Source organism: Shimazuella sp. NTD250, assembly GCF_059510375.1.
This window is the reverse complement of sequence record NZ_JCAJZS010000001.1, coordinates 683,765-695,579: the sequence shown is the minus strand read 5'-3', so window position 1 is coordinate 695,579 and position 11,815 is coordinate 683,765. Positions and strand designations below refer to the sequence as shown.

Here is an 11,815-nt window from a genome sequence, read left to right as displayed (position 1 = left end):
TGAAAATCTTAAAGCATTTAATAGATCGACTCAATAATGGATACTCATCTTTTACAAATAATATAAAAGATCGTTTGGTCGCTAATCCAACCGATCATTTTTTTATTCTACTTTTGCACCATGGGATTTTGCTAATTGTACAGCTTGTACTAAATCCATCTGGGCTCCCTTAAGATTTAAATTTTTAAGGTCAATACCATCTAATGTTGCTCCTCTTAAATCGGTCCCTTGAAAGGAAACACCTGCTACCTGTGCGTAGGATAGATCGGCATTCTTTAAATCTGATTTTTCAAAACTCACTTGATATAGATCAGCTTCGATAAATTGTACACCGGATAGGTTACAACGATACAGTTTTTGATGTCTCAAAGAGGTGTACGACCAATTCCCGCCTCTGATAGAGACGCCCGACATGTTTGCTTCGCCAAAAGAAGAGCCTGTCATTTTACAATCTTGAAATACTACTACAAACAAATTAGCTCCTTCAAATTTGCAATTCGTGAAGGCAGTATTTTTATGGTGAGAAGAATTTAAAGAGCTATTAACAAAGCTGCAATGATCAAACATACAACTTGTAGTATTTATTTCTTGTAGATCAGCAAGATGAAAGTTGCAGGAAGTGAAGCGACAGTTCTTTAATTTAGATACTGGGAATCTTCTATGGCTAAAGTCTTCATTAATAAATTCACGGTCAATCCAGTTACCCATATCATTTCTTCCCTTTATATTGGAATAGAGTAATTATATATGAAAAGACTCTACTCAAACAGCTTTGTATGAATGAGAATCAGTAAAGTTAATAATGAACTAGTTTCTTGTTATTAAGAAAATATTTTTGGAGTTTTTTGCAAGAATGAGGAGATATGATGAGGGCTATAAAAGAAAAATTAGATAGATCAAAAGTGATGAACTATATATTTATGAAACACAATGTTCTCGCGAATTTCCAACATAAAAGAAGCGCAGAGAAAATTAGTCTATTATCATATTGATCGGTTTGGACCTGTTTCTATCAAGGATGTTGCTTGGTGGTCAGGATTAAGTGCAAAAGTAATCCGAGATTCAATAAAAGAATTAGTTGGTGAGGTAATCATAGTTGAGTTAGATGCAGCGAATACCGAGTATTATATGACTTCAAAATGTTTATCTCAGTACCTAGACACCTCTTTTCAGCATGATGGATGGCTAACTTTTTTAGCTTATGAAGACCCAACTTTAAAAGGATATTATGAAAGTCGTTTTTTGTATGTTGACCAAAAGCATTATGAACTATTGTTGAATAAGATCGGAGAATCGAGAGCTAGTATTGTCTTGAATGAAAAAGTAATCGGTGTATGGACAATAGACAAGAGTAAAAGAAACATTGATTGGATGACATTTGAAAAGGTAAATTTAGAAATAGAAAAACAGATCAAAAGCAAATAGAACAGATGCATAGCTTTTTGTTTGGTTAGTACATAATATCCAATGCGACATTGAAATTCATTTTGGTTATCTTACTCAATATTAAGGTGACCCCTACTGATATTTAAATAAATTGTTGAAGGTGATTGGAATGAGTATTAATATTTATTTCAGAAGAGTACTTCTTGAAGACGAAGAGGAATTATTTTCTTTAGCAGCAAAACTTGCGACAAGTTTTCAAATAAATAAAAGGGATTTCTCTACAGTTTTCAAAGAGATTTTAAGCAACGAAAATGCTGATTTATTTATTGCAGAGAAAGAATCAAAAATAATTGGATATGTATTAGCATTTCATCACTCAACTTTCTACGCTAATGGTGTAATAAGTTGGGTAGAAGAATTATTTGTTTTAGAAAAATATAGGGGAATGAAAATTGGGAAGAAACTGATGGTACTAATAGAAGAAAAAGCTGTTGAGCGTGGTTCCAAACTGGTTGCACTTGCTACTAGAAGAGCCAGAATTTTCTACAGCGCCATTGGGTATCATGAATCCGCCACATATTTCAAGAAAACATTAATGGAGTGATTTAGATGAAGGAGCTTCAAGACCAAGTTGTAGTTGTAACCGGCGGTTCGCGTGGGATTGGACGATCTATTGCAGAAAAATTCGCTGTTTACGGAGCCAAAGTTGTGATTGGCAGCCGAACGATTTCAGAAGTTGACGATACGGTAGCGCACATTCAAGAGAACGGCGGTCGCGCGGATGGATATACACTGGATGTTGGCGAACGTGTAAGCTGTACCGAATTTGTCGAGAAATTATATTCGAAATACAATCGGGTACATGTACTGGTTAATTGTGCTGGTATTAATTCACGTTTCCCTGCTGAAGACTATCCCGAAGATAAATGGGAGACTATTCTTAATATTAACTTAACAGGAACATACAGAATGTGCCAGGAGGTGGGAAGGAAGATGATCCTGCAAGGCAATGGTTCCATAGTCAATATTACATCGATGATGTCCCATATAACGGCACCTTACCAAGGAGCTTATGCAGCGTCAAAAGGAGCGTTGCTCCAGTACACAAAGAGTCTTGCTGTCGAGTGGGCAAAACATAATATTCGAGTGAATGCGGTTAGTCCGGGATATATTCAAACTTCGTTATCGGCAAGCGTGATGAAACTGCCGGAATATAGAAACAACCTTCTAAAAAAGACACCCCAAGGAAGGTTTGGGAAGCCTGATGAAGTCGCAGAAGCAGTGTGCTTTTTGGCTTCATCCGCAGCTTCGTTTATTACGGGAGTGGCCTTACCTGTCGATGGAGGCTTTCTAGCTGGACATCCTCACATTGTACCTGCTGAGTAAACAGTATTGTACTTTCAAGAAGGGTTACATAGAAGTTTGTTCTCTGTGACCCTTGTTCAAATTGATTCATGCAACAGCCTCTATCCATATAACAATTTGTTTTAAATGCATTATTTTACACTATCTGTTTAAACTTAAACTTTATGTAATATTCAGTACCTATCGAAGAAAGAGTAATCAATCAAGTGTTTTTAGCCTCAAAGTGATCAAGAAAACAATAATTCCAACTATAACTCCTTCAACCTATTCTTCTGACGCATGAAATAAGAAATAACCTATCAAATAACCCCATGCTAAACTCAAAACTAGAATCATAACAAACTAATGAAACTGCCAATCACTAGTATTAATTGTAAAATATTATTAAATTTGATCGGTTTGGACCTGTTTTTATCAAGGATATTGCTTGGTGATCTAGCGAATCAAGAGCTAGTATTATCTTGAATGGAAAAGCAATCGGTGTATGGACAATAGATAAAAGTAAAAGAAACATTGATTGGATGACATTTGAAAAGGTAAATTTAGAAGTAAAAAAGCAGATCAAAAACAAAATCGAGCAGATGCATAGCTTTTTGTTTGATAGTACATAGATACGACAAGGGTACGCTTGCCGCTTGGATTCTCAAGTATAATGATCGTTTGGTTATCCAATTGATCATTTTTTTACTTTACTCTTGCACCATCTGTGCTTTTGAGATGGAAAATGTAATAGGCTCTTATGTAGGATTCATTATACATACAAGCGTTCTGGTTTGAAGTGAGTAGTTCTCGTTCGTTTTTTCAATCATATAAAAAACATCGAAATCTATCAGGAGATGAAATGTATAATTGTAAACTTTTCCATTTCTTTTTTGAGAATAAATTATATAATATTTTTAAAAGAAGTTAAATTTTATATAGAAACTATCACCTCAAGTTTTATATTTCCGTGAAAGAGGCATTTTCTTATTTTTAATATTTTGAAAGGATTATATTTACCCGTTAATAGAGGTGAATCACCAAATTGATGAAACAGAATGTAAAACTTCGTACAAAAATTAATATTTTTGTAGTTTTAATTATTATGTTAATCTTAATTCTTGTTATATCCGTCTTATCTTTCAGCATTATTCAATTACGGTTTCGAGATGTTGGAAATCGTGCACTTATTCTTTCTAGAACGATTGCAGATTCTACACAAATAAAGGAAGCTTTTCGTAAAAAAAATCCTGCTGCCGAAATACAGCCATTAGCTGAAAAAATAAAGCGAGAAACCGGTGCAGAATTTATTGTTGTAGGTAATATGGACTTAATCCGCTATAGTCACCCTAACCCTGCTTTAATTGGAAAAAAGATGGTTGGTGGTGACAATAACTTGGTTTTGCACGGGAAAGAAAGCATTACTCAAGCAGTCGGTACACTTGGACTCTCCATACGTGGTAAAGTACCGATCTTCGATGATCACCATCATCAGATTGGTGTCGTCTCAGTTGGTTTTCTGATTGAAAATATATGGAATGATATTTTTGCAACGCTTAAGAACATTGGGATTGTTGCTGGGATAGGTCTTCTGCTCGGTTTCATTGGTGCTCAGTTGCTTTCTGGTCATATCAAAAAACAAATTTTCAATATGGAACCATATGAAATCGCTTTGTTAGCTCAAAATCAAGTGGCAATTATGGAATCAATCCGAGAGGGGATTTTAGCAGTAGATCAGGAAGGAAAAATTACTGCATGTAACCAAGAGGCAAAACGAATTATGGGGTTAGATCTTTCTGAGGAGATTATTAGTCAGTCGATTCAAGCTATTGTACCAAACTCTAGACTTCCAGAAGTTTTGGAAGATGGGGTTAGTCAGATTGATCAACCAATCATCATTCAAAATACATTAGTTGTCGCGAATCTATTACCCATTTGGTTGGATGGGAAAGTTATCGGAGCTGTCTCCTCCTTCCGTGATAAGATAGAATTGGATCAAATAAACCAACAGCTGAATGATGTAGGGCATTATTTAAACGATTTACGAAGTCAAAGACATGAATTCATGAACCGACTCCATGCTATTTCTGGCATGATACAATTAAAAGAATATGACCAAGTGACAGAATTTATCAGTCAAGTAAATCAAGAACAACAGCTGCTTATGGAATTTTTCTTAGCGCAAATACATGATCCAGCAGTAGTCGGTATTATAATCGGTAAAATGCATCGAGCAAAAGAGTTAGGTATTCAATTAACCGTCGATCAATCTTCACATGTGCTTGATCCTTGCCCACATAGAGAGGTTGTCATCTCTATTTTAGGAAATGCAATAGAAAATTCTTTGGAAGCGCTCTCAAAATCGATGGATATCAATCAAAATTCAACTATTCGTATCTATATCAATGATCAAGCAGATCACCTAGAAATCAAAGTTCATGACACAGGTCCAGGCCTAGATTCAGAAATTGAACAACGTATATTTGAAGATGGAATTTCTACAAAAGGAAAGAATCGTGGTTTTGGCTTGACTATTGTTCACCGGTTAGTTTCAAACATCGGTGGGAAGATTTCCATAACATCAACAAGTACTGGAACCGTTTTACAAGCAACATTGCCTAAGCAAAGAGGGGATTAACGTTGTCGCAAAAAAACATTCAAGTAGTTGTAGTAGATGATGATTTTATGATCGCAAGGTTACATGGCAAGCTAGTCAATTCTATCCCTTATTATCAATTAGTTGGAACAGCAAATAATTATGAGACTGCATTACATTTAGTAAACGAATTACAGCCAGATTTATTATTATTAGATGTATATATGCCTGATCGATCAGGGATGGAGTTAGTAAGAACCATTCGAGCCAAAACTTTGCCTTGTGATGTCATCTTAATCACGGCTGCAAAAGAATTGGAAGTAATCGAAGAAGGATTTCGCTTTGGAGTTTTTGATTATTTAATCAAGCCTTTTGATCTGGATCGTTTACAGAAGACGTTAAAAAAATATTTTCAGTACAAAATGTCACTAGCAAAATCAAATACAATTTCCATCGACCAAACTGTTGTCGATGATTTAAAACAGTTGCGCTCTGTCAACCAATCGCTAAACCAACTTCAGCAAAAAGGAATCGATTTGCGTACGCTAGAACGTGTTCGAGACTGTTTAATGCAAGCAAATCGTTTTTTAAGTGCAGAAGAAGTAGCTAGTATGTCAGGTGTTAGTCGCTCAACAGCTAGAAATTACCTTGTCCATTTAGTTGAATCTCAGCAAGCAGAAGAACAATTATTATATGGAACAGTAGGGCGTCCCCAACGATTGTATCGCTGCAAAGATTAACAAACAAGTTGCCCATTCTCATAGAGTTGGGCAACTTGTTTGGTTATTTATTGGATTTACTTGCTTGATCCACAAATTTTGTCGTATAGGTATTTTCTAACTTGATATTTGCTTGCTTCAATTTTGGCTTAAATGTAGACAATACATCATATACTTTTGCTGGACCTTCAGCAGGCATTTTCCCATCAGCAGTAAACATCGATATACTATGCGTCAATGCTTTAATATATAAGTCTTTGTCACCAGCATAGTACTCGCCAGGCATTTTGCTAGCAATTTCTTCTGGTGTATGTGTTTGAATATACTTTAATGTTTTTTGAAATGCATTTACTATTTTTTGAACTACTTCTGGATGTGATTTCACATAATCCGATTGCATGTATAAGCTGGAAGCCGGATAGTCTCCTCCAAGTGCTTGTTTGGTTCCTTCTTCACCTGACATATCTACAAGCGGAGTAGCGAGATGTTTTGCTTGCAGCAGGGAAACCGTTGGTTCTGTTGTTACTGCTAAATCAATTCTGCCTTGCTGCATGGAAGCAATCAGTGTATTACCTGATCCTACAGGGACAGGGATGTAATCTTTTGATGTATATCCACCCTTGGTAACCAGATAGTTAGCCAAAAAATTAGTCGAAGCGCCTAAAGAAGTGACACCGATTTTTTTGCCTTTCAAATCTTGTATTCCTTTGACCTGACCTAATAGTTTATTGGAAACCATCAACGTTTCACCTGGTGTAGAGGCAAACTGGATCACGGATGTGAGGTTTTTGCCTTTTGCTTGTAGGTCGATGGTATGATCATAAAATCCGACAACCCCTTCTACTTGTCCGGCGATCAATGCTTCCTCAGCAGTTTGTCCTGAGCCTTGGTTGATCAGTTGTACATCTACTCCTTCTTGTTTGAAGTAACCGAGGTTTTCCGTCAGTTTTGCTGGTAAATAGATAATTTTCTCCATTCCGCCAACCATTATTTTTACTTTGGGTGCAGAAGAATTGGTGCCGGCATTACTACTGCACGCTGTTACTAATAAAGCGATTAATCCAACGATAAATGTCCATCTTAGTTTCCTGTATTTTCCCTTCATTTTTACCTATCTCCTCTGTGCATGTATTATATTACGAATATTCGAATTTATAGGCTTAGTCTTGACGTACATTTCGCCATGCGATAAATCGTTTTTCTAATCGTCCAACAGCCCAGTCTGCAATTAATGCTGTGATAGATAATAAAACCATCGCTGCAAATACTCCAGTTGTATCGAAAGCCCCTTGCGCTTGCGAAATAAGAAAGCCTAGTCCTTTTGTCGCACCGATAAATTCTCCTACCACTGCACCTACTAATGCAAATCCAAAACTAGAATGCAAACTCGAAAGAATCCAAGTAAGTGCGGATGGAATAATGACATGAATAGCCAATTGCCTTTTGTTTGCACCTAGTAGACGTGCATTATTAACTAGATTACGATCCACTTCTCTTACGCCTTGAAAAGCGTTAAAAAATACTACAAAAAAGGTAAGTGTCACTCCGAGAGCCACTTTTGAAGACATCCCCAAACCAAGCCAAAGAATAAAGATCGGAGCTAATACAACACGAGGCAGAGCATTTAACATTTGTATATATGGTCCAAAAATGACAGATAACACTTCACTCATACCTAGTGCATAACCAGCAATGATACCCAAAATAACACCAATTACAAAGGACAGAATCGTTTCTTCAAAGGTTATTATAAAATGCGTATATAGAGGGCCTTGGCTGGTTCCATTTTGAAACCAATCTATGATTTGTAAAAAAATTGCTTTGGGGCTGGAGAAAAAGAAAGGGTCAATCAGTTTGTAATTAGCAAGCAGTTGCCAAGCACCCATGATGACAATAAATACACCAATTTGCAGCCCAAGATTACGTAAACGACGCTTTAGTGCTTTTGTACGCATTTCTTTCAAACGAGAAACCGGCTCAGAAGAGAGCGAATTATTAAGACTGATTGGATTGCTCATAGCTAATCATCACCTCATCTCGTAAATCATTCCAAATTTGTTCATGTAATCTCATAAAATCAGAGTCAAACCGAATTTCTGATACATTTCTCGGACGAGGAAGGTCAATTCGATAGTCACCTTTTATAGTCGCGGCAGGACCTGCTGTGAGTACAATAACACGATCACTAAGCGCTATAGCCTCTTCTAGATCATGCGTAATAAAGATGACCGATGCAGATGTCTCTTCCCAAATGGTGAGAAGTTCACTCTCCATTAAAGAGCGAGTGTGGACATCAAGTGCCGAAAAGGATTCATCCATCAGCAATATTTGTGGTTGAATGATCAAGCATTGTGCCAGCGCAACACGTTTCCGCATTCCACCCGATAATTGATGAGGATAATGTTTCTCGAATCCTTTTAAGCCAACGCGTTCGATCCATATCCTCGCTTCTTTGTATGCTTCTGCTTTTTCGACTCCTCTTAAAGTAAGTCCTAAAGAAACATTATCGATCACTGTTTTCCAAGGAAAAGCATTTTCTGTTTGAAATACACACGCAGCATGTTGATTCATACCTTGAAGCATTTCTCCTTGGATTTTAATGGTTCCATTTGTCGGTTGATCAAATCCAGCTACTAGACCCAACGTAGTAGATTTCCCACATCCCGTAGGCCCAACGATAGAACAAAATTCTCCTTTGCCAATTTGTAAATCAATATTGCGCAAAACAGTATGAACTTCACCTGATGGTTTGACAAACTCTTTACTAACTCCCGATAACTCGATCATGACAGAATCATTTTGGTTTGGTTTATTTGCAAGGCTTATTTTTGTTGTCAAGTTCAATTTCCTGCTCCTTTCTCCATTTTTATGGTAGCGCTTACATGAAGTTTATAAAATGTTGCAGTTTTTGCATACATTTCGTTAATTAATTACAAATAAACAATAAAAGTGATTTTGACGATTTTGTTAATGCAATGAAAAGTACATCAGCTTATAGGCGGTGTCATACAACCGATGGTGTTTTTTTTTTACTTCACAACTATGTAGAAAGAATGAAAACCATAATATTGAATCATACTACATAAGATCAACGCTTAGGGGATTATCATGATGAATATATGGTTTTCAAAGAAAAAGACTCCACTCAAACCAACTGAAAATATAGATATGTTAGATCATCCACTGTCCACAAATTTACAACAAAATATGGATGATTTAAAATTAGCCTTTAAAAACTGTTCAGATATTGTTTTTCGATCTCTTCGCCTTGATCAGGATACATCCATGTTGATTGTTTATGTCGAGGGACTGGTCGATACAAACATATTAGAACAAACCTTAGTAAAACCTCTTGTATATGAAGGGGTACCAAAAGGATTTAGACAAGAGTTGAACCTCACTGAAGCCACTGAACTCGAACTATTTCCATTACTGAATGTCAGTTCCACAAGCCAATTCAAAGAGCTGGTAACATCCATCTTAAAAGCAAAAGTGGCAATCCTAGTCGATCATGAAATAACAGCATTTATTACTAGCTTAAATAAATTTGAAAAACGATCAGTTGAGGAACCGCGCAATGAAGCAGCTATTCGCGGACCAAGAGAAGGTTTTACAGAAAGTATCCGTGTGAATACTTCTTTGCTGCGTAGACGGATTGTATCCTCTAGATTAAAAATGGAATCATTTCAAGTAGGTTCATTGACACAAACTCAAATAACCATGACATATATTGAGAATCTTGCTGATCCATCCATTTTAGAAGTGATTCGAAAACGAATCATACAAATGGCTGACTATGATGTGATTGATTCAGGTCAGGTAGAACAGCAGCTTCAAGATAACTCTTATAGCCCTTTTCCACAAATCCAAAACACGGAAAGACCAGACGTGGCAACTGCTAACCTAATAGAAGGCAGGATAGTAGTTATCGTTGATGGGAGTCCGGCTGTACTTGTTCTCCCCATTACCTTTTGGTCTGGATTACAGGCATCGGATGATTATTATGACCGTTATGTATTTGCCATAGCTAGAAAATGGGTACGGTATATTTTAGTTAGTTTGTCTCTGACCTTGCCTGCTATCTATGTTGTTTTAAGTACATACAATCCAGAAATGATGCCTGAATCTCTCATGACCAGCATTGCTACTGCCCGTGAGCGTTCCCCTTTTCCAACTGTAATCGAAGTAATTCTGATGGAATTTGTTTTTGAAGGTTTACAGGAGGCAGGAATTCGACTACCAAATCAGATTGGGCCTCTTGTTTCCATCGTTGGAGCAATTGTAATTGGCCAAGCTGCTGTCCAAGCTGGTATTATTTCCGCTCCAATCGTTATAGTTGTGGCAATTACTGGAATCGCCTCCTATGCCATCCCTCGGTATAGTTTCAGTGCTCCATTACGTTTACTTCGCTTTTTCTTAATTGTTTTGACTGGATGTTTTGGATTAGTTGGATTGGTATTAGGCATCAGTATGATTCTTATTCACATGATGATGTTGGAACCTTTTGGTGTTCCTTACCTATCTCCCATTGCTCCTTTTAGTGAGAATCGTTCAAGTGATATTATGGCTCGAAGTAAGTATAGAGAGAATCAAAAGTGAAAGCAGCCATAATCTTTTTTGTTATTCTCATAAGTTGTTTTCCATTAACAGGATGTTGGGATATGGTAGAACCAAATCAACGAGCTATAATCGAATCAACTTCTTTTGACGAAATATCTGACGGACAGGTTAAGGTAAGTTATGAAATAGCTGTTCCTGGAGGAATCAGCGGACAGTCGACAGGAAGTGGCAACAAGAAAAAAAGCTTTACTGTGATTTCCGCTGTTGGGAAGACAATTGAAGCAGCAGTTCAACATCTTCAAGAGAAATTGCCACGAAAAATATTTCTTGGTTATCGGGACGATGTTTTCTTAAGTGAACGTTTCTGTAAGCATGGAATTGGGAAGTGGATGGATTTTATAGCGCGAAGTCCTGAAAGTAATTTAAAAACGAAAATGTTTTTAATTAAAGGTATAGATGCAGTAGACTTTCTAAAAATGGAGGTTCCTTTGGAAATATTCTCAACAGATGCCGTTTTTAAAGGAAATAAAGTTAGTATGATACAGGAACGATTTACTGATTTTCGTACATATTCTATAGTTGCTAATAGTCAGGGAACCAGTCCTATCATACAAACCATTGAAATTCACCCTAAAGATAAATTTAATGAGGAACAACCAGTGCAAATCAATCAAATTGCACTGTTCAATCGAAAACAATTTTTGGTCGGTTATTTAAAAGATGATGAGGCTGCAGAAGCACTATGGGTTTCTGGAAAAATATCCAACAAAATTTTTACGCAATGGATACCTAATGGACAAGGTTATTTGTCTGTGAACATGCAAAAAATGAAGCGTAATATCTCATCCAAATTAAAGGGTAATCAAGTTTACATCGATATTCAACTTTTCGGAGCAGGAGTAATTCATGAAAACCAATCTGATTTTGACCTAACTCCACAGCAAAATTTGGAGAAGATAGAGAAGATAATCAGCAAACAGCTCCAACAAGAAACAGAACGTACAATCCAAAAGATACAACATCAATACAAAACGGACATTTTAGGATTTGGTGAGAATTTACGTCGTTATCATCCCTCTGATTGGAAAAAGATTAAATCCAAATGGCAAAAACTATTTCCACAAGCAGTTGTCAAGGTGAAAGTCAAGGTAACGATTCGTAATCATGGATATACAGGACCAAGCATACCTTTTAAGCGGGGAGAATAGCT

12 protein-coding genes are annotated in these 11,815 nt (G+C 36.7%); 8 read left to right on the top strand and 4 right to left on the bottom strand.

The features are described from left to right. Positions 1-102: 102 nt before the first annotated feature. Complete coding sequence (locus AC5WOF_RS03740; RefSeq protein ID WP_496048593.1) at positions 103-708, bottom strand: pentapeptide repeat-containing protein; 606 nt, start codon at positions 706-708, stop codon at positions 103-105. A 222-nt stretch (positions 709-930) separates the two neighbouring features. Here AC5WOF_RS03740 and AC5WOF_RS03735 point away from each other — a divergent pair, with 222 nt between their 5' ends. From AC5WOF_RS03735 to AC5WOF_RS03710, 6 genes are all read left to right on the top strand, one after another. Beyond that, a complete protein-coding gene (locus tag AC5WOF_RS03735) occupies positions 931-1,425 on the top strand; it encodes a DNA glycosylase AlkZ-like family protein (protein ID WP_496048592.1) in 495 nt (164 codons plus the stop codon). Positions 1,426-1,555: 130 nt separating this feature from the next. Then, on the top strand, positions 1,556-1,990 hold the full coding sequence (locus AC5WOF_RS03730) for a GNAT family N-acetyltransferase (protein ID WP_496048591.1): 435 nt from the start codon (positions 1,556-1,558) through the stop codon (positions 1,988-1,990). A 5-nt stretch (positions 1,991-1,995) separates the two neighbouring features. Continuing rightward, entirely contained in the window at positions 1,996-2,772 is a 777-nt protein-coding gene (locus tag AC5WOF_RS03725; RefSeq protein WP_496048590.1) for an SDR family NAD(P)-dependent oxidoreductase, read from the top strand. Between the two features lie 440 nt (positions 2,773-3,212). Further along, positions 3,213-3,362, top strand: a complete 150-nt coding sequence (locus AC5WOF_RS03720) for a hypothetical protein (RefSeq protein ID WP_496048589.1) — start codon at positions 3,213-3,215, stop codon at positions 3,360-3,362. 416 nt (positions 3,363-3,778) lie between these two features. Then, complete coding sequence (locus AC5WOF_RS03715; RefSeq protein WP_496048824.1) at positions 3,779-5,368, top strand: ATP-binding protein; 1,590 nt, start codon at positions 3,779-3,781, stop codon at positions 5,366-5,368. A 2-nt stretch (positions 5,369-5,370) separates the two neighbouring features. Beyond that, a complete protein-coding gene (locus AC5WOF_RS03710) occupies positions 5,371-6,066 on the top strand; it encodes a response regulator (protein ID WP_496048588.1) in 696 nt (231 codons plus the stop codon). A 43-nt stretch (positions 6,067-6,109) separates the two neighbouring features. Here AC5WOF_RS03710 and AC5WOF_RS03705 read toward each other — a convergent pair whose 3' ends face one another. The 3 genes from AC5WOF_RS03705 to AC5WOF_RS03695 are packed head-to-tail and all read right to left on the bottom strand — an operon-like array spanning position 6,110 to position 8,889. After that, positions 6,110-7,150, bottom strand: coding sequence for an ABC transporter substrate-binding protein (locus AC5WOF_RS03705; protein ID WP_496048587.1), 1,041 nt, complete (start codon positions 7,148-7,150; stop codon positions 6,110-6,112). 55 nt (positions 7,151-7,205) lie between these two features. After that, on the bottom strand, positions 7,206-8,063 hold the full coding sequence (locus AC5WOF_RS03700) for an ABC transporter permease (protein ID WP_496048586.1): 858 nt from the start codon (positions 8,061-8,063) through the stop codon (positions 7,206-7,208). Beyond that, a complete protein-coding gene (locus tag AC5WOF_RS03695; RefSeq protein WP_496048585.1) occupies positions 8,041-8,889 on the bottom strand; it encodes an ABC transporter ATP-binding protein in 849 nt (282 codons plus the stop codon). The genes AC5WOF_RS03700 and AC5WOF_RS03695 overlap by 23 nt, the downstream gene beginning before the upstream one ends. Before the next feature lie 267 nt (positions 8,890-9,156). Between AC5WOF_RS03695 and AC5WOF_RS03690 the strand changes: the two genes are divergently transcribed. Beyond that, on the top strand, positions 9,157-10,644 hold the full coding sequence (locus AC5WOF_RS03690; RefSeq protein ID WP_496048584.1) for a spore germination protein: 1,488 nt from the start codon (positions 9,157-9,159) through the stop codon (positions 10,642-10,644). Next, positions 10,641-11,813, top strand: coding sequence for a Ger(x)C family spore germination protein (locus AC5WOF_RS03685; protein ID WP_496048583.1), 1,173 nt, complete (start codon positions 10,641-10,643; stop codon positions 11,811-11,813). The genes AC5WOF_RS03690 and AC5WOF_RS03685 overlap by 4 nt, the downstream gene beginning before the upstream one ends. Positions 11,814-11,815: the final 2 nt, after the last annotated feature.

Excerpts from the sequence above, each read along its gene's own strand:
- AC5WOF_RS03740 (WP_496048593.1), bottom strand. The coding sequence starts at position 708 with ATGGGTAACTGGATTGACCGTGAATTTATTAATGAAGACTTTAGCCAT.
- AC5WOF_RS03735 (WP_496048592.1), top strand. The coding sequence starts at position 931 with ATGTTCTCGCGAATTTCCAACATAAAAGAAGCGCAGAGAAAATTAGTC.
- AC5WOF_RS03730 (WP_496048591.1), top strand. The coding sequence starts at position 1,556 with ATGAGTATTAATATTTATTTCAGAAGAGTACTTCTTGAAGACGAAGAG.
- AC5WOF_RS03725 (WP_496048590.1), top strand. The coding sequence starts at position 1,996 with ATGAAGGAGCTTCAAGACCAAGTTGTAGTTGTAACCGGCGGTTCGCGT.
- AC5WOF_RS03715 (WP_496048824.1), top strand. The coding sequence starts at position 3,779 with ATGAAACAGAATGTAAAACTTCGTACAAAAATTAATATTTTTGTAGTT.
- AC5WOF_RS03705 (WP_496048587.1), bottom strand. The coding sequence starts at position 7,150 with ATGAAGGGAAAATACAGGAAACTAAGATGGACATTTATCGTTGGATTA.
- AC5WOF_RS03700 (WP_496048586.1), bottom strand. The coding sequence starts at position 8,063 with ATGAGCAATCCAATCAGTCTTAATAATTCGCTCTCTTCTGAGCCGGTT.
- AC5WOF_RS03690 (WP_496048584.1), top strand. The coding sequence starts at position 9,157 with ATGAATATATGGTTTTCAAAGAAAAAGACTCCACTCAAACCAACTGAA.